Origin of the sequence: Halomonas sp. A40-4, assembly GCF_015767635.1 — a bacterium.
Lineage (GTDB): Bacteria > Pseudomonadota > Gammaproteobacteria > Pseudomonadales > Halomonadaceae > Vreelandella > Vreelandella janggokensis.
In genome coordinates this window covers 1,644,610-1,664,878 of record NZ_CP065230.1, presented here as the reverse complement: position 1 = coordinate 1,664,878, position 20,269 = coordinate 1,644,610, and the positions used below count along the sequence as shown (strand labels likewise).

21 protein-coding genes and 2 pseudogenes are annotated in these 20,269 nt (G+C 54.4%); 13 read left to right on the top strand and 10 right to left on the bottom strand.

Features of this window, described 5'->3' with window-relative positions; genetic code table 11:
* Positions 1–266 precede the first annotated feature (266 nt).
* The 3 genes from IT895_RS07805 to IT895_RS07795 all read left to right on the top strand — a co-directional run bounded on the left by IT895_RS07805 (position 267) and on the right by IT895_RS07795 (position 4,387).
* Positions 267–2,249: a sigma-54-dependent Fis family transcriptional regulator gene (locus tag IT895_RS07805; protein WP_199285204.1), complete on the top strand. Its 1,983-nt coding sequence runs from the start codon at positions 267–269 to the stop codon at positions 2,247–2,249.
* Between the two features lie 98 nt (positions 2,250–2,347).
* Complete coding sequence (locus IT895_RS07800; RefSeq protein WP_199285203.1) at positions 2,348–3,202, top strand: AAA family ATPase; 855 nt, start codon at positions 2,348–2,350, stop codon at positions 3,200–3,202.
* A 3-nt stretch (positions 3,203–3,205) separates the two neighbouring features.
* Positions 3,206–4,387 (top strand): vWA domain-containing protein, encoded by a 1,182-nt coding sequence (locus tag IT895_RS07795; RefSeq protein WP_085919250.1) that lies wholly within the window; start codon positions 3,206–3,208, stop codon positions 4,385–4,387.
* 26 nt (positions 4,388–4,413) lie between these two features.
* On the opposite strand, the gene IT895_RS07790 is transcribed toward IT895_RS07795, so the two are convergent.
* On the bottom strand, positions 4,414–4,977 hold the full coding sequence (locus IT895_RS07790) for a hypothetical protein (RefSeq protein WP_199285202.1): 564 nt from the start codon (positions 4,975–4,977) through the stop codon (positions 4,414–4,416).
* Between the two features lie 127 nt (positions 4,978–5,104).
* Here IT895_RS07790 and IT895_RS07785 point away from each other — a divergent pair, with 127 nt between their 5' ends.
* Complete coding sequence (locus IT895_RS07785) at positions 5,105–5,503, top strand: RidA family protein (protein ID WP_085919248.1); 399 nt, start codon at positions 5,105–5,107, stop codon at positions 5,501–5,503.
* Here IT895_RS07785 and IT895_RS07780 read toward each other — a convergent pair.
* Positions 5,463–6,929, bottom strand: a complete 1,467-nt coding sequence (locus IT895_RS07780) for a cobyric acid synthase (RefSeq protein WP_199285201.1) — start codon at positions 6,927–6,929, stop codon at positions 5,463–5,465. The two genes, IT895_RS07785 and IT895_RS07780, sit on opposite strands and share 41 nt — an antisense overlap.
* A 239-nt stretch (positions 6,930–7,168) precedes the next feature.
* On the opposite strand from IT895_RS07780, the gene IT895_RS07775 reads away from it, so the two are divergent.
* The 7 genes from IT895_RS07775 to IT895_RS19335 are packed head-to-tail and all read left to right on the top strand — an operon-like array spanning position 7,169 to position 12,870.
* Positions 7,169–8,191 carry a LacI family DNA-binding transcriptional regulator gene (locus IT895_RS07775; protein ID WP_199285200.1) on the top strand — a complete coding sequence of 341 codons (1,023 nt, stop codon included), beginning with the start codon at positions 7,169–7,171 and terminating at the stop codon, positions 8,189–8,191.
* Positions 8,192–8,202: 11 nt separating this feature from the next.
* A complete protein-coding gene (locus tag IT895_RS07770; protein ID WP_233337398.1) occupies positions 8,203–9,234 on the top strand; it encodes an ABC transporter substrate-binding protein in 1,032 nt (343 codons plus the stop codon).
* A gap of 2 nt (positions 9,235–9,236) precedes the next feature.
* Complete coding sequence (locus IT895_RS07765) at positions 9,237–10,133, top strand: ABC transporter permease (protein ID WP_199285199.1); 897 nt, start codon at positions 9,237–9,239, stop codon at positions 10,131–10,133.
* Complete coding sequence (locus tag IT895_RS07760; protein ID WP_199285198.1) at positions 10,130–10,918, top strand: ABC transporter permease; 789 nt, start codon at positions 10,130–10,132, stop codon at positions 10,916–10,918. Before IT895_RS07765 ends, IT895_RS07760 begins: the two co-directional genes overlap by 4 nt.
* Before the next feature lie 23 nt (positions 10,919–10,941).
* On the top strand, positions 10,942–12,024 hold the full coding sequence (locus IT895_RS07755) for an ABC transporter ATP-binding protein (protein WP_199285197.1): 1,083 nt from the start codon (positions 10,942–10,944) through the stop codon (positions 12,022–12,024).
* The gene (locus IT895_RS19340) at positions 12,017–12,565 is read left to right on the top strand and encodes a metallophosphoesterase (RefSeq protein WP_233337397.1); all 549 of its coding nucleotides are present in this window, start codon (positions 12,017–12,019) and stop codon (positions 12,563–12,565) included. Before IT895_RS07755 ends, IT895_RS19340 begins: the two co-directional genes overlap by 8 nt.
* Positions 12,547–12,870, top strand: a complete 324-nt coding sequence (locus IT895_RS19335; RefSeq protein ID WP_233337396.1) for a hypothetical protein — start codon at positions 12,547–12,549, stop codon at positions 12,868–12,870. The genes IT895_RS19340 and IT895_RS19335 overlap by 19 nt, the downstream gene beginning before the upstream one ends.
* Here the strand turns inward: IT895_RS19335 and IT895_RS19595 are convergent.
* The 6 genes and pseudogenes from IT895_RS19595 to IT895_RS07725 all read right to left on the bottom strand — a co-directional run.
* Positions 12,867–12,983: pseudogene (locus IT895_RS19595) on the bottom strand (6-O-methylguanine DNA methyltransferase); the annotation flags it as partial. The gene IT895_RS19335 and the pseudogene IT895_RS19595 overlap by 4 nt on opposite strands.
* 50 nt (positions 12,984–13,033) lie before the next feature.
* Positions 13,034–13,318: pseudogene (locus tag IT895_RS07745) on the bottom strand (helix-turn-helix domain-containing protein); the annotation flags it as partial.
* Between the two features lie 69 nt (positions 13,319–13,387).
* Positions 13,388–13,681 carry an AzlD domain-containing protein gene (locus IT895_RS07740; RefSeq protein ID WP_199285195.1) on the bottom strand — a complete coding sequence of 98 codons (294 nt, stop codon included), beginning with the start codon at positions 13,679–13,681 and terminating at the stop codon, positions 13,388–13,390.
* The gene (locus IT895_RS07735) at positions 13,678–14,340 is read right to left on the bottom strand and encodes an AzlC family ABC transporter permease (protein ID WP_199285194.1); all 663 of its coding nucleotides are present in this window, start codon (positions 14,338–14,340) and stop codon (positions 13,678–13,680) included. Before IT895_RS07735 ends, IT895_RS07740 begins: the two co-directional genes overlap by 4 nt.
* 20 nt (positions 14,341–14,360) lie before the next feature.
* A complete protein-coding gene (locus IT895_RS07730) occupies positions 14,361–14,855 on the bottom strand; it encodes a GNAT family N-acetyltransferase (protein WP_199285193.1) in 495 nt (164 codons plus the stop codon).
* 5 nt (positions 14,856–14,860) lie between these two features.
* Positions 14,861–17,374 carry a pyridoxal-phosphate dependent enzyme gene (locus IT895_RS07725; protein WP_199285192.1) on the bottom strand — a complete coding sequence of 838 codons (2,514 nt, stop codon included), beginning with the start codon at positions 17,372–17,374 and terminating at the stop codon, positions 14,861–14,863.
* A 127-nt stretch (positions 17,375–17,501) separates the two neighbouring features.
* On the opposite strand from IT895_RS07725, the gene IT895_RS07720 reads away from it, so the two are divergent.
* Entirely contained in the window at positions 17,502–18,137 is a 636-nt protein-coding gene (locus IT895_RS07720; RefSeq protein ID WP_199285191.1) for an acyl-homoserine-lactone synthase, read from the top strand.
* Here IT895_RS07720 and IT895_RS07715 read toward each other — a convergent pair.
* Positions 18,120–18,878: a helix-turn-helix transcriptional regulator gene (locus IT895_RS07715; protein ID WP_199285190.1), complete on the bottom strand. Its 759-nt coding sequence runs from the start codon at positions 18,876–18,878 to the stop codon at positions 18,120–18,122. The genes IT895_RS07720 and IT895_RS07715 overlap by 18 nt on opposite strands.
* Positions 18,879–19,139: 261 nt before the next feature.
* Between IT895_RS07715 and IT895_RS07710 the strand changes: the two genes are divergently transcribed.
* Positions 19,140–19,334 carry a hypothetical protein gene (locus IT895_RS07710; protein ID WP_233337395.1) on the top strand — a complete coding sequence of 65 codons (195 nt, stop codon included), beginning with the start codon at positions 19,140–19,142 and terminating at the stop codon, positions 19,332–19,334.
* Here IT895_RS07710 and IT895_RS07705 read toward each other — a convergent pair.
* Complete coding sequence (locus tag IT895_RS07705) at positions 19,331–20,188, bottom strand: bifunctional transcriptional activator/DNA repair enzyme AdaA (RefSeq protein WP_199285189.1); 858 nt, start codon at positions 20,186–20,188, stop codon at positions 19,331–19,333. The two genes, IT895_RS07710 and IT895_RS07705, sit on opposite strands and share 4 nt — an antisense overlap.
* Positions 20,189–20,269 lie beyond the last annotated feature (81 nt).

The window sequence follows — 20,269 nt, the reverse complement described above, 5'->3', positions numbered from 1 at the left end:
CAGGTTTGTTATTGTTGAATCAGCCATGATTCAACAATTCCTAAGCACCCGCCGTGCCAAGTGCCTTAAAGACTACCTAAGACACTGATAAATCGAGAAATAAAAGGCAGTCATAAAACACCGCAGAGGTGTACACCTGTCACACCCTTTACACCCGGACGTTACAAGTGTAACTAGCGACTAACGGTGTAATTCAGCCGCGTTGACACCTTACCCAAAGCGCATAGTCTGGAAGGACAACAACAAAGCGCGACGTGAGGAATACCATGCCGACCAACTCGCCCCTGCCTGCGCAGCTACGATCCGTTCAGCGCCAGCATATTGAGCATGTGTTTCAGCTCGGCGAAGGCCTGGATTCGCCCCATACACCCGCCCAGGAAATGATTCGCCATTCTTGGCTGCGCTGCTTGAACGAATACCAGTTGGACCCGACTCAACCACGACCCGCGCGCGTCGTGCCACAACAGACATTGCTGGAACATCGTGAATCGGTGGATGAATTGCTGCACGTGGCCCGGGCGGGCGTTGAACAGCTTTATGGACAAATTTCCCAGCTTGGCTATGTCCTGCTGCTAACCGACCAACGCGGTATCACGGTCGAGTTTCGCGGCGACCCACGCCAGGATCAGCAATTGCGCAAGGCCGGGCTCTACTTGGGCGCTGACTGGGACGAGCGCTTTGCAGGCACCTGCGCCGTAGGCACCTGCCTGCACGACCGACAGGCGATCATCTGTCACCGCCAGGAACACTTCGACGCCTCGCATATTTCGCTCACCTGCACCGCCGCGCCCATTGCCGACCCCCAGGGCAATGTAATGGCCGTGCTGGATATATCCGCACTGCAATCGCCTACTCAGCGTGAGAGCCAGAATTTCAGCCTTTCGCTGGTGACGCTCTACGCACGCATGATTGAAGACGCTTACTTTTTACAGCGCTATCGAGACTGTCTGATGGTGCGTCTGGATACGTCGCGGGAATTTGTGCACGTTAACGGACGCGGGCTCATCGCCATTGAAGAGAACGGGCAAGTGATTGCCGCCAATGCGATAGGCCGTGAGTTGATCGCCGAACACCAGCGTCGCTGGCCACCCTGGTCGACAAACCCTACGCCCATGCTAGGCGAATTATTCGAGTGCGAAATTACCGATGTCTTGAGCATCAACAGCGCCACCGACGACCAGCTCCGCGCTTTTCGGGCACGCGCCAACAACACCATTTACTTTATCAGCCTGTTGGAACCCAAGCGCCCCCGCTCGAGCCAGCCGACAAAACCGGCCAGTGCCTCACTGCCAGAATCGCTGGCACGCTTAGGCGCGGATGACCCTGCCATGCGCAAGGTACAGAAGCTCGCTGAACGTTTGCGTAATGAAACCAGTGTCAATGTACTGATTAGCGGAGAAACCGGCACCGGCAAAGAGGTCATCGCCCGCGCCCTCCACGAAAGCGGTAACCGCGCCAACTATCCGTTTATTGCGGTGAACTGCGCCGCAATCCCGGAAGCGCTCATCGAAAGCGAGCTGTTTGGTTACGAACCCGGCGCCTTTACCGGCGGGCGCGCCAAGGGAATGCGCGGGCTGATTCCCCAGGCCCACGGCGGCACGCTGTTTCTGGATGAAATCGGCGATATGCCGCTAGCCCTACAAACCCGGCTGCTGCGCGTACTGGCAGAACGGGAGGTCATGCCGCTGGGTGCCAATACGCCTGTGAAGGTGGATATTCGGGTCATTACCGCCACCCACCGCAATATCGAGTCAATGATTCAGCAGGGCGAGTTCCGCGAAGACCTCTACTACCGCCTAAACGGGGCTCAACTGCGCCTGCCCGCGCTGCGTGAACGTGCCGATAAGCTCTACGTGATTCGCCAGGTGTTTAACGACGTGGTCAGCGAACGCGGCGGCAACGCCTCACCCAGGCTAAGGGCCGATGCCATCAGCGCCCTGCTCGCCTACGCCTGGCCGGGCAATATCCGCCAGCTAAAAAATGCACTGGCGTTTGCCCTGGCCACCTCGGAAAGCGACGAAATCACCGTTCATGATCTGCCCGATCAGTGCCTTAGCCAACGCATCACACGGCAGGCATCTCCCCCGGCTTCGGAAATGAATCACGACACCGATCCCACGTTGCTGACAACTCTCAAGGAGCAGCACTGGAACATAAGCGCCGTGGCTCGCGCGCTAGGGGTTTCTCGGCCCACGATCTACCGGCAAATGCAGCGCCAAGGCATCGTGCCGCCGAATTGGCAAGGGTAAACAAAGACACGCCAGAGAAGGCTGTTGGCCTTGGGATAGCCCTCACGTACACTTGTTTGAATCCTTTAACACGCATTCGACAAGCCGAGGCTCCTTCCATGGCGTTTGATTCCACCTCTTCCTATATTGCCACTGATGCGCTCAAGCAGGCAGTCAATGCTGCCGTGGTGCTAGAGCGTCCGCTGTTGATCAAGGGCGAACCGGGCACCGGCAAAACCCTGCTGGCCGAAGAACTGGCAGAGTCGCTCGGTACCCAGTTGATCACATGGCACATCAAATCCAGCACCAAGGCAGCCCAGGGGCTTTATGAGTACGATGCCGTCAGCCGCCTGCGCGATTCACAGCTGGGTGTGGAAGGGGTCGAGAACGTCGCCAACTACATCAAGCCCGGCAAGCTTTGGGAAGCGTTCAGCACTGGCGAGCGGGTGGTGTTGCTGATCGACGAGATCGACAAGGCCGATATCGAATTCCCCAACGACCTGCTCCAGGAGCTGGATCGGATGGAGTTTCACGTTTACGAGACCGGCGAAACCATCCGCGCCGAGTATCGCCCGATCATCGTTATCACCTCCAACAACGAAAAAGAGCTGCCGGATGCGTTCCTGCGCCGCTGCTTTTTTCACTATATCGAATTCCCCGACCGCGAGACCATGCAGGCAATTGTCGATGTGCACTTTCCTGACATCGCTCCCCGGCTGGTCAGCGAAGCCCTGGAAGTCTTTTTCGACCTGCGTGATGCTCCGGGACTGAAGAAAAAGCCCTCAACCTCGGAACTGGTGGACTGGCTGAAACTGCTGATGGCTGATGAGCTGGCTCAGGAAGCGCTTTATAACCGCGACCCGGCAAAAGCGCTGCCGCCCATGGCCGGTGCGCTGGTCAAGAACGAGCAGGATACTCAGTTGCTTGAACGCCTGGCGTTCATGATCCGTCGCCAGAAAGGCAGGGGCCGCTAAGCCATGTTTATCGGCTTGTTTGAAACTTTAAAACGCTCAGGCGTGCCGGTCTCGCTGCGCGAGCTGCTCGACCTTCACGCCGTGGTAGAGCGCGGCGTGGTATTTGCCGATATGGAAGCGTTTTATCAGGTGGCACGTACGGTGATGGTCAAGGACGAGCGCTACTTCGACCGCTTTGACCGTGCCTTTGCCGCCTGGTTTAAAGGCCTTGAGGACATGGACGCCGCCATTGAAGCGCTGATCCCCGACGATTGGCTGCGCCGTGAGTTCGAGAAGCAACTGACGGACGAAGAGAAAGCCAAGATCGAATCCCTGGGCGGCCTCGAAGAGCTGATTGAGACATTTAAAAAACGCCTGGAAGAGCAGAAAGAACGCCACGCGGGCGGTAACAAATGGATTGGCACCGGCGGCACCAGCCCATTTGGCGCCTACGGCTATAACCCCGAAGGCATTCGCATCGGTCAGGATGGTTCACGCCACCGGCGCGCCACCAAGGTATGGGACGAGCGGCGCTTTCGCGACTACGATGACTCGCTGGAGCTGGGCACGCGCAATATCAAAATGGCGCTGCGTCGATTGCGCAAGTTTGCCCGCCAGGGCGCGCTTGAAGAATTCGACGTGGATAGCACCATTCGCGAAACCGCCAAGGACGCCGGGCTACTCAACGTCCAGATGCGCCCAGAACGCCATAACGCGGTGAAGGTGCTGCTGTTTCTGGATGTGGGCGGCTCGATGGATGATCATATTCGCGTCTGCGAAGAACTCTTCTCTGCCGCCCGTTCAGAGTTCAAGCACCTGGAGCACTACTACTTTCATAACTGCCTTTACGAAGGGGTTTGGCGAAACAACATGCGTCGGGGTAACGAGCGGATTCCGACCATGGATGTTTTGCACACCTACGGCGCGGATTACCAGGTCGTGATTGTCGGTGACGCGGCCATGTCGCCCTATGAGGTCACCCACCCCGGCGGTAGCGTAGAGCACTTTAACGACGAAGCGGGCGGCGTGTGGCTGAAGCGTTTATGCGAAACGTTTCCCCGCCTGGCGTGGCTTAACCCGATGCCACCCCGGGCATGGGAGTACACTTACTCTACCCAACTAATCCGCGAAATCATTGATGACCGCATGTACCCCATGACCATGGAAGGGCTGGAAACCGCCATGCGCGAGCTGGCGAAAAAGTAGCCGCCTGGTCACTGCAAGATTGGCCTTTAAAAGGCTTCGGGGAAATGGGCCAGGCCATCGACAAATAACTGTTTAGCCTGCTCAAACGCTGCCGGGTCATGCTTGAAGCGGCGTAAAATCAGCGCCTCGTCGAGGGTGACCGTCGCGGTGAGCTGCTCGATGGTATTGGCCGGGTGACGAGCGCCTAACCCGATCCGCTGACCCTCGGCACCGTCCAGCCAGCGCTTAATGCCGCACTGCTGATAAAACGCTTCCTGTGCAGCGTCGCTAGCATCAACACGCAGCGGCGCTTTTAGCGCCAACTCATTTACCAGCCACGCCTTTGCCTGGTGAGCCACCAGATCGCAGGCGTGGGTAAGCGCCATCCCTTCGCCCTCTTCGTCCAACACGAGCAGCGCGAGAGCCTGGGGCTTGCCTTCGCCGTCGACCGCCGCCACCAAGCGCGCGGCTTCTTCGGCCAGAAGTACATTGCGTGTACCGGTAAATACCACGAGCGGCGTCAGCCCGGCGGATTGGCCATAAACCTCTGCACACAGCCGTGCCAGGCAGGCATCCTGCTGTGCTGCCTGGTCTATTTGGATTACTTTCATGAGGTCCCCCGCTCGCCAAAAGCGGCAAGCCTAGTGTAAACACGGCTATTTTAACAGCGCCACGCAACATGAACCTAGCAAGTGTTAACGTGTCGGATTGTTTACCAGGCACCATAGAAGGATGATTATGACGAAATTTATGAACGACCCCACCATGCCAACGCCGAGCTTCCCCGGTAGTCATATGGTGATGGATGATCGCTATGTGTTTATTTCGGGGCTAACGGTTTCTGACCTATCGAACGGCCATGCGGCCAAGGGCGACGTCAAGGAAGAAACCCGGTTAGTGATGCGCGCCATTTCACGCATGCTGGAAATGGAAGGCGGCAGCCTGGCAGACGCGCTACGCGTGGACGTTCACCTGACTGACCTGATGACTATCAACGATATGGACAGCGTCTATGCCGAGTTCTTCGAGCCGGGCCGCTACCCTGCGAGAACCTGTACCGAATCGCCCAATATCTGTGGAGGCTGCCACGTCGAGATTACCGTAATGGCGACGCGCCAGCTCCCAAAAGAGCAATGAGGGCCTCGATATCCAGGTGCGCCTCTAACGTATCGGCCAAACGGTCCAATTCTCGCTCGCGATGGGCGCGATAATCCAGACGCTGGGCTGCTGACAAGCCCAGGCGCGCTAACAGCGCCTGGCAAGCCTCGGAATGATCAAACAGGCCGTGCAGGTAAGTCCCCATCACCTGCCCATCGTCACTGACGGCGCCATCAAGGTGGGTGCCTAGATCAAAAAGCGGCTGCGCCAGCGCAGCGCCCTCGCTAACGCCATTGTGGATCTCGTAGCCCGTGACGCTCGCCCCTTCAGCCACTGTTACACCACCCACATTGCGTAGCTGTTTGCCCGCCACCATGCGCGTGGTGAGCGATAGTAGCCCCAATCCCATGACACGCTCGGCCTTGCCTTCCAGGCCGTCAGGGTCCTCCACCCATTCGCCGAGCATTTGAAAACCACCGCAAATACCCAGCACCTTGCCGCCGTAGCGCAGGTGGCGCTGAATTGCCCTATCCCACCCCTGGCGCTTTAACCATGCCAGATCACTCGCCGTACTTTTACTGCCCGGCAGGATAATCACATCGGCCGCAGGAATCGGCTCGTCTGCGCCGACAAAGGTGAGGTTGACCTGAGGATGCAAACGCAATGGATCAAAATCGGTGTGATTGCTGATGCGGGGCAACGCAGGCACCACCACGTTGAACGATTCTCCCTGGGTGGGCGCGTGGGTCAGGCCGATGCTGTCTTCGGCATCCAGCAGCAACCCTTGAAGGTAGGGCAAGGTGCCCAATACCGGCTTGCCGGTGTGTGCCGTCAGCCAGTCAATGCCTGGGGTTAACAAGCTCATGTCGCCACGAAAGCGGTTGATCACAAACCCTTTCATACGCGCCTGCTCGCTTTCGCTCAGCAGTGCAAGCGTCCCCACCAACTGAGCAAACACCCCGCCTCGCTCAATATCGCCCACCAGTATTACCGGGCAGTCAGCCGCTTCGGCAAAGCCCATATTGGCGATGTCACCCTGGCGCAGGTTGATCTCAGCGGGGCTGCCCGCGCCTTCGGCGATAATCACATCGAAGCGGGTTTCCATCGCCTTCCACGCGGCCATCACGCTCTCTTTGGCGGTGCGCTTGAAGGCATGGTAATCCATGGCATCCATATGCCCATGCACCTTGCCGCGTAAAATCACCTGGGCGCCACGGTCGGTTTCCGGCTTGAGCAACACCGGGTTCATATCACTGTGTGGCTTAACGCCAGCGGCCTGTGCCTGGAGCGCGGTGGAACGGCCAATTTCGCCACCATCTTCCGTAACGGCGCTATTGAGCGCCATGTTCTGGGGCTTGAATGGCGCCACCGATATGCCACGCCTGGCCAATGCACGGCAGAGCGCAGCCACCACGGTGCTTTTGCCCGCATCCGAGGTGGTGCCCTGAATCATCAGTGTGGCCATAAGGAGGTCTCGTCCAGGTAAACAAGAGCGAGACTGTAGCGGCCTCCAGAAATCTGCGCAATGTAAGCAAGCAAAACAGCCCCCTTTTCATTAGCTCTCGAGCTTCATGGTGATTAATCGCCTTGTCATCATAATCACGCTAAAAATACATATTCCCGCCATTTAGCCGTCACATACCCCCTCTAGGCTAATACCCAATAAATGAGATCGATCTCATTTCGCTGACAACAGGTATCCGCATGGCAGATTTACTCACTGTGGCCAAACTCGCCGGCGTCTCTCGGGCAACCGCAGCGCGGGCTTTTTCAAGCCCCGAGCTGGTACGCCCAGCGACCCGGGAGCGCGTTTTTAACGCGGCCCAGCAACTGGCGTTCAGGCCCAATAAGGTTGCCCAACAGCTTCGCTCGCAGGCCACGCAGATGATTGGCGTAATGGTACCAAGCCTCGACAACCCGGTATTTGCCGAGCAGCTGCAAGCCATGGAAGTGGCTGCCCGTGCGGCGGGGTACTCACTGATCGTTACCACCAGCGAATACTCACCCAACCGCGAGAGTGAGATTGTCGAGGAGATGCTGCGCCAGCGCGTCGACGGCTTGGTGCTTACCGTGGCTGAAGCGGATAACAGCGTCGTGCTGGACAAGCTGCGCTTGGAAACCACTCCCTGCTTGCTGGTCTACAACCCGCCGGGCAGCAGCGGCTTCCCCTCGGTGGGCGTCGACAACCGTGCCGCCAGCGCCGATGCCACCCGCCACTTGATCGCCCTGGGCCATGAGCGAATTGGCATGGCCGCTGGCCCGCTACTGCAGTCAGACCGCGCCCAACAACGCTTTGAAGGTTACTGCCGTGCGATGGACGAAGCGGGGCTGATGCCGCACCCGCTGGTAGAAATGGCCCACCATACCCAAGCAGATCTGACCCGCCTCACCTCAGCGTTACAAGGCGCTGATGCTCTCACGGGAGTGATCTGCACCAACGACCTGCTCGCCATCAGCCTGATGGGCGAACTTCAACGCGCCGGATTTAGGGTGCCTGATGACCTTTCCGTCATGGGCTTTGATGGGATCGCCCTGGGCAAGCACCTCTACCCGTCGCTGTGCACCATTGAGCAGCCTCGCGCCGAGATCGGGCGCGCGGCGGTTCACACCTTGCTAGCCATGATTCGGGGAGAAAAATGCACACCCGCTCCCCTGCCCCACGCACTGCGTAAGGGCGAAAGTGTCGGAACCCCGACATCCCGCAAGTCCACGTTAAGCACTTTATAGAGGAACTTGGTATGAGTCTTAAACGCATGAACCTTAAGCGTCTGTATCAAGCGTTACTGGCCACGGCGGTTATCAGTGCGTCAGGGGTCGCTACTGCCCAGTCAAGCGACAACGCGATCTGCTACAACTGCCCGCCCGAGTGGGCAGACTGGGGCACTCAGCTGCGTTTGATTGAGCAGGAGACCGGCATTCGCGTGCCCCAAGACAACAAAAACTCCGGCCAGTCATTAGCCCAACTGGTCGCCGAAGCGGATAGCCCGGTGGCGGATGTCGTCTACTACGGGGTGACCTTCGGTATTCAGGCCATGGAAGAAGATGTGGTAACGCCCTACCAGCCTGACCACTGGGACGAGATCCCCGACGGCTTGAAAGATCCCGAAGGCAACTGGTTTGCCATTCACTCCGGCACCCTCGGTTTTATGGTCAATGCCGATGCCCTGGATGGCGCCCCGGTGCCCACCTCCTGGGAAGACCTGCTCAAGCCCGAGTATCGCGGCATGGTGGGCTACCTTGACCCGGCCAGCGCCTTTGTCGGCTACGTCGGTGCTGTGGCAGTCAACCAAGCCATGGGCGGCGATCTAAACGACTTCACACCGGCGATCTACTACTTCAATCAGCTGGCCGAAAACGACCCTATCGTGCCCAAGCAGACCAGCTATGCACGGGTGCTTTCCGGCGAGATCCCGATTCTGCTTGATTACGACTTCAACGCTTACCGCGCACGCCACAGCGATGGCGCCAACGTGGAGTTCGTAATTCCCGAAGAGGGCAGCGTGGTGGTGCCTTACGTCATGAGCCTAGTAAAGGATGGCCCCAACCCCGAGAACGGCAAACAGGTGCTTGATTTCGTGCTCTCGGATCAAGGCCAGGCGGTATGGGCAGATGCCTACCTGCGCCCCGTGCGCGCCAGCGCCATCTCCCCTGAAGCACGCGAAGTCTTTCTGCCCGACAGCGAGTATGCCCGCGCCGAAGCACTCGACTACAACGCCATGGCGGCTGCCCAGCGAAGCTTCTCCGAGCGGTATCTGTCGGAGGTGCGTTAATCATGACAGTGGCAACCAAGCAGCCTTCCGGGGCTGCTTCTTATCTCAGTCGACCGCCTGCGATGGCAGGGCCAGCCCAGCGTAAACGCCTGATCGTGCTGCTCGCCCTGCTGCCTGCGCTGGTCATTTTCTGCGCCTTTTGGTTACTGCCTTTTTCACGTCTGATCATGATGGGTGCCGAAGCAGACCCAAGCAGTGGCATCAGTGCTTATCTGACCATTCTCACCCATCGGCAGTACTTGATTAGTCTGGCGACCACCGTTGGCCTCTCACTGGCAGTGTCACTGGTAGCGGTGGCCATCGCCGGTGTTGCCGGTTTTTTTCTCGCCCGGCAGCGTTTTTTTGGCAAGTCCATACTCGTGGCTATCCTCACCTTTCCGCTGGCCTTTCCAGGCGTCGTGGTGGGCTTTCTGGTCATTATGCTGGGCGGCCGCCAGGGTGCCCTGGCGCAAACCAGCCTTTGGCTCTTTGGCGAGCGCTGGATGTTCGCCTACTCGCTGGCCGGGCTCTTTATTGGCTACCTCTACTTCTCCATTCCTCGTGTGATCACCACGGTAATGGCCGCCTGCGACAACCTGGATCAAAGCCTTGAAGAAGCCGCCCGCTCGTTAGGGGCTAACACCTGGCAGGTCACCAAAGACGTCATTATTCCAGGCATTGCCCCTGCACTGCTCTCAACCGGTGCCATCTGCTTTGCGACCAGCATGGGCGCCTTTGGCACGGCGTTTACCCTGGGCACGCGGCTAAGCATCCTGCCACTCAATATCTACGGCGAATTCACCAACAACGCCAACTTCGCCATGGCGGCTGCGCTTTCAGTGGTGCTGGGTGTGATCACTTGGATGGCGTTAAGCCTTGCCCGTCGGTTGGCAGGCGGCAATCTGGGAGCTTCCGTATGAAATCGCGCCTACGCTTTGTTCTGCAACTCAGTTTCACCCTACTGGTGTGCTTATTCATGATCGTGCCCGTGGCCATGTCGGTGATGGCGGGGCTGACCGAGAACTACTTTGTCGGCCTTGAAAGCGGGCTGACTCTGCGCTGGGTCGATGAAGTGTGGCACCTCTACGCCGACACCATCTGGCTATCGATTAAACTGGCGCTCGCCTGCTTACTGATCACTACTCTGATCGGCATCCCCGCCGCCTACGGTCTACTGCGCAGCCGCCGCCGCTGGGCCAATGCCATTGAAGAGCTGCTGTTGCTACCGGTAGCCGTCCCCGGTCTCGCCACCGCCCTTGCCCTGCTGCTCGCCTACGGCAGCTATCGGGAATTTCGCGGCAGTTGGCTGTTTATTCTTGTTGGCCATGTGCTGTTTACCCTGCCCTTTATGGTGCGTGCGGTGCTCTCCGTGATGCAAACCGCCAAGCTTCCCCAACTGGAAGAGGCCGCCGCCAGCCTGGGCGCCAGCTTCCGGCAACGCTTTTTCGGGGTAATCATCCCCAACTGCATGAGCGGCATTCTGGCGGGCGCGCTGATGGTGGTCACCTTATCCATCGGCGAATTCAACATCACCTGGATGCTGCATACCCCCTTGACCAAAACGCTGCCCGTCGGCTTAGCCGACAGCTACGCCTCGATGCGCCTTGAAGTGGGCTCGGCTTACACGCTGATATTTCTAGTGATGGTGGTGCCCTTGCTGGTAGCGATTCAGTGGGCAGGTCGACTCACCGAGCAGCGCCGCTAAGTTCTATTATTTGAGAATCCGTTATGAGTTCATCTGTCAGCATTACCCTAAACCAGTGCAGCCGCACCTTTGCGGGTGGCACGACTGCGCTACAGCCGCTTGATTTACAGGTTAACGCGGGCGAAACCCTGGTACTGCTGGGCCCTTCCGGCTGCGGCAAAACCACCACCTTGCGTATTATCAGCGGCCTGGAAAGCCCCGACAAAGGTGGGCAAGTACTGTTTGGCGAGCGCGATGTCACTGCCCTGCCGATTGAGCAGCGCGATGTAGGAATGGTGTTTCAAAACTATGCGCTGTTTCCCAATATGAGCGTTGCCGACAACATTGCCTACGGGCTAAAAATACAGCGTTTGCCACGGGCAGAGATTGCCCAAAGGCTTGACGAAGTGATGCGCATGGTCGACTTGCAAGGCTTTGGTGATCGGCGTATCGACGCCCTCTCCGGCGGGCAAAAACAGCGCGTCGCCCTCGCCCGTGCGATTGCCGTGCGCCCCAAGGTACTGCTGTTTGTCGAGCCATTGGCAGCCCTTGATGCCAAACTGCGCGACCGCCTGCGCATCGAAATTGGCCAGCTGCTGCGTGAATTGGGCACCACGGCAGTCTACGTCACCCACGACCAGAATGAGGCAATGGCTCTGGGTGACCGCATCGCGGTAATGCAAGCCGGACGCATTGCCCAATTAGGCACGCCCCAAGAGATTTACCACCAGCCAGCCAATGCCTTTGTGGCCGATTTTATTGGTGCAGTTAACTGCCTGGACGTGATCAGCACACGTGCCGATGGGGGATTGGCCGTCCATGGCGGTGAACTCCGAGCCTCACATTTGCAGGGAGTATCCACTGTCTACTGCCGACCAGAAGATATTCAGGTAGTGCCCCTTGACCAAGCCGATATAAAAGGCACGGTAGTGCAAAGCATTTTCCTGGGTCAGAGCCAGCGCCTGATGGTCGATACCGGCAATGCCTCACCACTCCAGATTGAGGCACCTTCCCGCCAGCAGTGGCCAAACGGTAGCGCGATTGGCCTGGCACTCCCTTCCCATGTGGTTTTTCACCCGGATAAGCCCACTGCCCCGGTTGATGCCAAGGAGGCGGCCAATGGCTGACATTCAGAAAGATCCTCATACCCAGCCATGCCTTATCGCCCAGATTAGCGATCCGCATATCAAGGCGGGCGGGAAACTCTCTTACCGCCAGGTAGATACCGCCAATGCGCTGCGGCAAGCAATCAGCACGCTCAATCAGCTAGCGCCGCGGCCCGACCTGGTGCTAATTAGCGGCGACCTGGTTGATTTTGGCCACCCTAGCGAGTACGCCACCTTTAAGCAGATTCTGGCTGAGTTAATGCTGCCCGTGTACTTGATCCCTGGCAATCATGATGACCGCGAGCATCTACGCGCCGCCTTTCCCGAGCACCGTTATCTGTTTCAGCACCGCGACTATTTACACTGGGTCGTGGATGACTATCCGGTACGCATTGTAGGACTCGACTCATCGGTACCGGGCAAACCCCATGGGGAGTTAAGCGATGAAAGTCTGCAGTGGCTGGATGCAACCCTGACAGAGAAGCCCGAAAACCGACTCTCGTCATGGTGCATCACCACCCGTTTGTCAGTGGCATCGACCATATGGATCGCCAGCCGCTGAAGCGACCAGACGCGCTAGCCGACGTCATTGGCAAACATACCCAGGTCGAGCGCCTGCTCTGCGGGCATCTGCACCGGAGCATTCAAGCCCGCTTTGCTAACACCTTGGCGATGAGCTGCCCCGGGGTTTCCCACCAGGTGAGTTTGGATCTCTCTCCAGACGGCCCCGCCCACTTTCAGCTTGAGCCCCCCGGTTACCTGCTGCACCAGTGGTCGGCAACTAACGGCATAGTGACGCACCAAGGGTTTATCGCCCCCTATCCCGGCCCTTTCCCGTTTTATGATGCCAGTGGGTTAATTGATTAAGACGTGGCCATGGGAGAAAGCGATTCGTTGTTGACCGTTGCCAACTCCCAGGCTTGCACCATCTGCTTTTTCGCCAAGCCCCAGCGGTAGCCGCCTAGCGCGCCGCTTTGTTGGCGTCTCGAAGATCAGGGATATTCATATGCTTGAGCTTGCCGCTGATCTATTCGGGAGACAAACGCCGACGCAGCATGTGCTGAATCAGGGAGAACCTAGGGCAACCAGGAAGCAGTTTGCGCCTTGGTCGACAACCTTCTCGGCGGTCATGACGGTGCTGTTGCGCGTGTGGCGCGCGATACCTCCCATCGGACGAACCATTGCGACGTATCTCTAGACTGATCGTTGCCGGAGACCGTTCGAGCAGAATCGCTATCTTCCTGATACTCAAGCCTTGCGCGAGGCTGACCTGGATCGCGGCACGTTCTTCAGTGCAGAATTCAGAATATGACATGGGGTCAACACTTTACCGGTTTGGTCAGGTGTTGCACTCAGAATTTGCGGCTCAGCCCTCTTTAAATTGCTACAACCTGAGTGCAGCAGTGAGCAACATCGCGGATATGATGGATAAAAAAAATGGGAACTTGAGCAGTCCTAAGGCTATTCCTACTGCTGCCCCCAAGACCTTTGCTAAATCGAAGCCACTATCGTGGTGAACAATAGAAAAAACCGCAAATGAGCCAAGCATGCTAAGAGCGCTTGCTTTGAGGTATTCATTTGTTTTGCAACTTACGGATATTTTTCCTCTAAGGAATATACCTGATGCTCTAATTGCGTATGTTCCGATAGCAAGAGCAATAATAGTGGGGAAGGTCAACTCCTTACTCCTCTTGGGACAAAGAAAAAAGCTACAATTAAAGGGGCTAGCAGAATCGAAATTCCGGCGGGTAAAAATAGATAAGCAAATGTGGTTGTCAGAACAGATGTCATAACAGCAAAGATCATCCGTAATGTTTTAATTGCGGGAATGATGAGCAGCAGGATTGCCACAGGGAGAACAATATCGATACCGAAAGCTTCTGTATTGACTCCCCCACTGCTTAGGTGTGCCCCTAGGAACACGGAAGATGGCCATACGACAATCAGGGTTAAAGAAGCGATCCAGTATATCTTTCTTTTCATATGAATGGAGTCTTGGGTGAATGTTAGCGCAACAATCTCGTCAACCACGAAATGACTAGCAACTAATTTTTCAAAACTAGAGCTTGAAAATATCTCCCCCACGGAGAGTCCTAATGGGAAAAAGCGAAGGTTGAGGAGGAGGCAGTTCATTAACACGAATACAGGAGATGCGCCTGCAAGTGACAATGTAACAGCCAACAATTCCGCTCCGCCGGAAAAAACTAAAAGCGCAAGTAAAGATAACACCCAGGCGGGCAGCCCTTGCCCGCCTGATAAAGAGCCAAATGAAAAGCCTATTAGCGCCATAGCGGCCAACATAGAAGCGGCTTTTTCGATCAAACTTTTGCTAAGCATAGTGGGCCTGGATATGCATTTTAAGGTGTCTCCCATTGTTCTCTGGTAATTTTCATGACCACCAGGTTAAAAGGCTTATCACCGTCCCTCTTTAAAAGCTTGGTATGAACCTCCTTAAAGCCAGAGGCTCTATATACTCTTATTGCCCTATGGTTTGTTTCGAAGACGTCTAACCAAACTACTTCAGCATGAAGGCTCATGAATGCGTAATTAACCGATGATAAGAACCAGCTAACACCGTATCTCCCTCTATAGGCAGGTAGTGTGATTCCTCTGAGGAGCTCAAACTCCCCTTCAGTGCCCGTCACGGGAACAATCGTCATGTACCCGATAGGCTGGTTGTTTCTGGCTAATGTCAGATGATGCACTCTGGGATCGTAATGCATGGAAAGATGCCAATCAAAAGAAGCGTCATCACCAATCCATTTTTTTGTATCAACATCCTCTTCAGCTTTAGAGAACAAACCAAGCTCTTCTAAGCTTGTAGCTCTTACCTCAAGCGGCAAATACTTCATAGAACTTACCACCGTGAAGTAACTTTTAAAATAGCTGACGACAGTGAAACAGCCAGCCTCTCAGCTTCAGTTTCTGAGGTTGGCCCTACCGCAAGCCTTAAAAAGGGAGGAGCCGACTCAGCTAGTGCAGATGCAGCAGAAAGCCTAGATGCTGTGAAGCCGAATGAGACACCCTTGACGAGTGGGACATGATGGCTGCGGGCTTCACGAATAGCTGCATCTACTATGGGGTCTAATTGGTCCCGGTTTAACTCCTGATTTAGAGGAGCAAGTGTCACGCATGATCCCGAACGCTCGTAACGCAGAGATAGTGTGTGATCAAGATGATCAGGCAGGCCAGGAAATGTAGTTATAAAATGATCTTCTGGGAGAAACTCCTTGAGCTTTTTCGCTACAAGTAGAGCCGATGTCTCCATCGATTTTATACGTTTTTCTAGCATTTCGGGCTTGAATTTTGGGAATAACTCAGCCCCGTATCGGTCAAGACCTAGACCCATGTTTCTGCGAACTCGACGAGCTACAGCCTCCATTTTCCTTGGGATAAGAACCATTCCTGCCATAGTTATATCTAACCCAAATTGCATGTATTTTGAACAGCTTTCAAAATATACGCCGCTCTCTGGCATGGCTTCTACTACCCCCTGAGCACTAACAAGGGGTAGCATGCTTCCATCAACTATTAACGTAGGCTGGTTTGGAGCTTCAGACAAGGAATAGGCAAGCTGATCAATATCGACCATTCTCTGCAAAGGGTGATTGCTAAGAGGATCAGCTAATACTGCATCTGGCCTTAACTTCATGTTTAAACTGGTCATGTCATCGGCGTTGTATGAATCTGAAACATGTATGTTGTCACCACCTAACCAATATTGCATCATCTCCACGTTTTCAAAATAGAGATAGGGGGCAGTGAGTACGGATTTTATGTTTTTGAAAATCCTTGACGTTTCAAAGGCCAGAGTGAAGGCAGCCATTCCTGAGTTAGTCAAAAGAACGGCGTGAGTAGACGGGGAGACCCCTAAAGTATTTAACAGAGTACTCTCGATGTTTGGAACACCTGGTTGATCATATCGGGCATAATTAACACCGCTGGAACCTTGAGAAGCCAAGTCAAACGCCGACATCGATACAGATTGCTCATAGCTTGGAGACCTCCACTCAAACGCCAGCCTTGAAGCTGTGGCAAGTTGAGTCAATGCCCGGAGGCGCTGTTCTTTGAGCATGGTGCTTTCAGGCAGATCTTCTTGCAGCCTATTTTTTATTAGATCGTTCACTTCTTGCACTGCATCTAATGTATAGCGGTCTAAAAGCAGATTTTCACTACTGCAGAAGCCCTCAAACTCCGAAAGAAGCCTATCAGTTGTGTTCGTGTATTGTTCTACTTGATCAAAAAACGCCTTAGGGAGCGTGTTGTCGCCGCAACCTAAAAACGAGCCGTCCTCAGTCTTCTCTACATTACTTAGAGAGATGTTCTGCCTTCTTTCTGGCTCAAATTCCGCCTTCCTACCAAGCGTGTCAGAAAGATCAGATAAGGTAATATCTGAGAATGGATAAGCAGCCATATGCCAGAAGGTAGTGTGGTGCACGTTCCCGCCACAAAGCAAAGTTCCCACTTTAGATTCAGGTTGCTTTAAAATTTCATCCTTGATTTTCAAAGATGCAGCTATGCCTGCTGCCGCCGCTCCCTCCGCCAGTAATGATTCCCGGTTGAAAACTGCTGCACAACCAGATGCAATTTCTTCTTCACTTACTTCAAGAAAAGAAAGATTCTTCTCTTGATTAGGAATCTCAAGGGTGATTGATCCTGGCTCAATGTTTGTAGCTAATCCATCGGCAAACGTGGGCCTTCTACCTAGCTTGACTGCACCATTATTCTCTTTACTTGTCTTGTACGAATTAAATGCCTGTGGCTCACATGAAATTAAGTGTAAAGACCCTTTGTCTAGAAAATGCTTTGCGGCAATTGCTCCACAAAGCAGCCCACCTCCCCCAGTTGGAATGATCAGATGTGTTAGATTGATTTCTTGTAGCAGTTCAATAATTACAGTTGCCTGTCCGGCAATTACATGTTTGTTGTTATAAGGCGACACGTATTCTGCGCCGGTGGTTCTAGATATATCCATCGCACTTTCAGTCGCATCGTCTACGGTTGCCCCGCTTTCAATGACGCCCGCTCCTAAACGTAATATACGCTCGCGTTTAAGAGGACTAGCATTTTGAGGCAATACGATATCTACTTTTTTTCCAAATTTTTTGCCCGCCCAAGCCACAGCGAGGCCATGGTTACCTGCTGATGCTGCCACAACTGTATCATTATTAGACTCTGCTACCGCAAATAGAGCTCCTCGAGATTTAAATGACCCTGTGATTTGTTGGTTCTCGAGCTTTGCTATTACGGGAAATCCGCAATGTGGCTTAAGCCACTCAAACTCTCTAACCTCTGTTTCGATGAGGTGTTCATTTGTACACTGCATTGCTGCAGGGATGAGGTCAATGACTTCCTGTAGGATTGTGGTCATCGTGCACTTTCCTTGAACTTTAGGATTTTACTTGATTCTGTTCGAAGATAGCTTTTCTAGTCATCCGCCACCACCTGTCAAAAAAGACAGGTGCGTTATAAATACATGTCTGATAGATTTGTTATATATGGATAAACATGAATTGAACATATATATTGGAAAGCCCGGCTCTGGTGAGATGTGCTTTGACCTTGTCCAGAACATGTACCTTCTTCGGGCAGAAATCTTTAATGGCAGGAATCAATGGGGGCTGCCGTTGAACAAGGGGAGAGAGATAGATGAGTTTGATACACTTAATACTGTTTATGTGATTTGTGAAGATAGATATAGCGGTCAGGTCATAGGGGGCTGGAGACTCCTGCCAACCACTCAAGAATATATGCTTAACTCTGTATTTCCTGAATTGCTACCTGCTTCATGTAACGTGCAAGCTTCAGATGTTTGGGAGCTTAGTAGGTTTGCGGTAAGAAAAGGCATTCGCAACCAATCTCCATTTCTAGCTAGTAGTATAACGAGAGAGATGTTTGCTGCTGTTCGGTTTTTTGCCGACCGCCAGCAGGTCAATAGGTTTGTTACAGTAACGTCCCCTTCACTTTATCGATTACTTTCAAATAGTGGCTTGACCATGCCTCGTATTGATGATTTAGAAGAGAGTGAGCGCCGGAGACTTGGGAGGACGTCATGCTATATTGAAATTGATGAATGCTTTGAAAGCTTCGTCAGCGTAGGAGAACGCAGCGCCTATCTAAAGTATTCCATGTAATATAGCTTTGGATACGGTACTTACCTTGTTGACTCCTCCAAGTTTTTCTGAGGCGCTGTTCATGTGAAATTTCACCGTTGATTCCGATATTCCTAATATAACTGACGTTTCCCAGAGTGTTTTCCCCTCTGCAGCCCACGCGATAACCTCTCTCTCCCTTTCAGTTATGGGGGCTTTAACATAGCATCCTCCTTTCTGCTTATAGTGCTTTTCTGCCACTGCACCATGCATTGTGGCGGCAATATAATAAGCAAAAGCGACACGAGGGTCTTTGTTGTTTTCAAAGAAGTCATCTTTCGCTGAAGATGATATGCTTAACAGACTCCACGCCCCTCCTGGGCCATGGAGGGGTATTGTGCGACCATAAGTCAAACCAAACTCCTTGGCTTCGTTTATTACTTTGTTATTCTGACCTTCCTTCGCCACTCTCAACCCTGACCAGGATATAGGGGTTACGTTCTTCCTACAGTACTTTGTCACAGGATCAATAAATGTATAGTCGTTTTTCTTGTACCGATCCCTCCATTCTTCAGGATAGCCGCTTATAACCATCTTCTCGCTGCTGCATGTGGCTTTTTCCGGGACGAAAAATGCATAGATGAATTTCTGGAAACCAAGGTTTTTAATAATGCCACTCATTGCAGCCTGGAGATCTTCTTTTTTATCACAATAATATATTTTATCTATCTGCTCACTGTCGAAGTGATCGCCTAGGGTAGATTCTTTATGGCCTTTAAGCATAATAACTCCAACGTTCTTAAGCTCTATATCCTCTCTTGCTTATGAATTTTCTTGCATAACTTCAGTCGCTGAGAGCTTATTTCAAACTACCAAATCAAGAAGGCTTGGGGAATCCCCGGACCTTGTCGCTGGGTGCATTGTCAAAACTGGGGCTGTTGTTGCGTAGCTTCCGCCTCACACTCTAGTACTACTGTGTCATAAAGCGCGTGCTCTGCGGGCATCTGCACCGGAGCATTCAAGCGCTTTGCCAACACCCTGGCGATGAGCTGCCCCGGGGTCTCCCACCAGGTTAGCCTGGATCTCACCCCAGACGGCCCCGCCAACTTTCAGCTAGAGCCCCCCGGTTACCTGCTACACCAGTGGTCGGCAACTAACAACATGGTGACTCACCAAGGGTTTATCGAGCACTACCCCGGCCCTTTCCCGTTTTATGATGCCAGTGGGTTAATTGATTAAGACGTGACCACGGGAGAAAGCGATTCGTTGTTGACCGTTGCCAACTCCCAGGCTTGCACCATCTGCTTTTTCGTGGGGCCCCAGCGGTAGCCGCCTAGCGCGCCGCTTTGTTGGATTACCCGGTGGCAGGGTATCCATAGTGCGATGGGATTGGCACCCACCGCATTGCCCACCGCGCGCGAGGACTTGGGGGTGCCCAGTGCCTGGGCAATATGCGAATAGCTGGCCAGTTGGCCTTCGGGAATGGTCAGCAGCGCCCGCCATACGGCGATTTGGAAGTTGGTGCCGGTCACATGCAGCGACAACGTGGCAGAGGCATCGCCTGACCTGTTGAAAAGCGCTTCCACCGCAAAACGCGTGGCGTCAGGATCGTGATGAAGCGTGGAAAGCGGCCACTCTTTGCCAAGCCGTGCCAGTAACTCGTCGGCACTGGTGGCATCGACAAACCCCATGCGGCAGATACCCCGCGGCGTGACCGCCACGAACAGGCTGCCCAGCGGCGTGGCATGAACGCCGTAAGCAATCTCGACGCCCTGCCCCCGGCGCTTGTGCTCTCCCGGTGTGACCGCGTCCAGCTGCACAAAGTGATCATAAAGCCGCGATCCACCGCTAAGCCCCAGCGTATGGGCGATATCCAGCAGTGAACTAGAGGATGCCATCAACTGCTTGCCACGCTCCAGGGTCAGCGCCTGCAAAAAACGCTTGGGGCTGATCCCGACATAACGGCAGAACAAGCGCTGAAAGTGAAAGGCGCTCAAATGAACGTGAGCGGCCACCGCTTCCAGCTTGGGCTGCGTGGCCGCATGGGCCACCATGTAATCCATGGCTTTCTCGATACGCTCATAGTCGTTCATTGTCGTCTCTCACATCGTCGTATTAACCGTTACCTTCACAGCCTATGCGCTCACAGGCGAGTTGCCGACCCGAATCTTGCT

Bases quoted from the DNA above. Each gene is read 5' to 3' on its own strand.
- IT895_RS07710 (WP_233337395.1), top strand. From the start codon at position 19,140: ATGAGCTGCCCCGGGGTCTCCCACCAGGTTAGCCTGGATCTCACCCCA.
- IT895_RS07730 (WP_199285193.1), bottom strand. From the start codon at position 14,855: ATGAAGTATTTGCCGCTTGAGGTAAGAGCTACAAGCTTAGAAGAGCTT.
- IT895_RS07715 (WP_199285190.1), bottom strand. From the start codon at position 18,878: ATGCTTAAAGGCCATAAAGAATCTACCCTAGGCGATCACTTCGACAGT.
- IT895_RS07725 (WP_199285192.1), bottom strand. From the start codon at position 17,374: ATGACCACAATCCTACAGGAAGTCATTGACCTCATCCCTGCAGCAATG.
- IT895_RS07785 (WP_085919248.1), top strand. From the start codon at position 5,105: ATGACGAAATTTATGAACGACCCCACCATGCCAACGCCGAGCTTCCCC.
- IT895_RS07780 (WP_199285201.1), bottom strand. From the start codon at position 6,929: ATGGCCACACTGATGATTCAGGGCACCACCTCGGATGCGGGCAAAAGC.
- IT895_RS07760 (WP_199285198.1), top strand. From the start codon at position 10,130: ATGAAATCGCGCCTACGCTTTGTTCTGCAACTCAGTTTCACCCTACTG.
- IT895_RS07705 (WP_199285189.1), bottom strand. From the start codon at position 20,188: ATGAACGACTATGAGCGTATCGAGAAAGCCATGGATTACATGGTGGCC.
- IT895_RS07805 (WP_199285204.1), top strand. From the start codon at position 267: ATGCCGACCAACTCGCCCCTGCCTGCGCAGCTACGATCCGTTCAGCGC.
- IT895_RS19340 (WP_233337397.1), top strand. From the start codon at position 12,017: ATGGCTGACATTCAGAAAGATCCTCATACCCAGCCATGCCTTATCGCC.
- IT895_RS07790 (WP_199285202.1), bottom strand. From the start codon at position 4,977: ATGAAAGTAATCCAAATAGACCAGGCAGCACAGCAGGATGCCTGCCTG.
- IT895_RS07795 (WP_085919250.1), top strand. From the start codon at position 3,206: ATGTTTATCGGCTTGTTTGAAACTTTAAAACGCTCAGGCGTGCCGGTC.
- IT895_RS07755 (WP_199285197.1), top strand. From the start codon at position 10,942: ATGAGTTCATCTGTCAGCATTACCCTAAACCAGTGCAGCCGCACCTTT.
- IT895_RS07800 (WP_199285203.1), top strand. From the start codon at position 2,348: ATGGCGTTTGATTCCACCTCTTCCTATATTGCCACTGATGCGCTCAAG.
- IT895_RS07735 (WP_199285194.1), bottom strand. From the start codon at position 14,340: ATGCTTAGCAAAAGTTTGATCGAAAAAGCCGCTTCTATGTTGGCCGCT.
- IT895_RS07765 (WP_199285199.1), top strand. From the start codon at position 9,237: ATGACAGTGGCAACCAAGCAGCCTTCCGGGGCTGCTTCTTATCTCAGT.
- IT895_RS07770 (WP_233337398.1), top strand. From the start codon at position 8,203: ATGAGTCTTAAACGCATGAACCTTAAGCGTCTGTATCAAGCGTTACTG.
- IT895_RS19335 (WP_233337396.1), top strand. From the start codon at position 12,547: ATGGATCGCCAGCCGCTGAAGCGACCAGACGCGCTAGCCGACGTCATT.
- IT895_RS07720 (WP_199285191.1), top strand. From the start codon at position 17,502: ATGGATAAACATGAATTGAACATATATATTGGAAAGCCCGGCTCTGGT.
- IT895_RS07775 (WP_199285200.1), top strand. From the start codon at position 7,169: ATGGCAGATTTACTCACTGTGGCCAAACTCGCCGGCGTCTCTCGGGCA.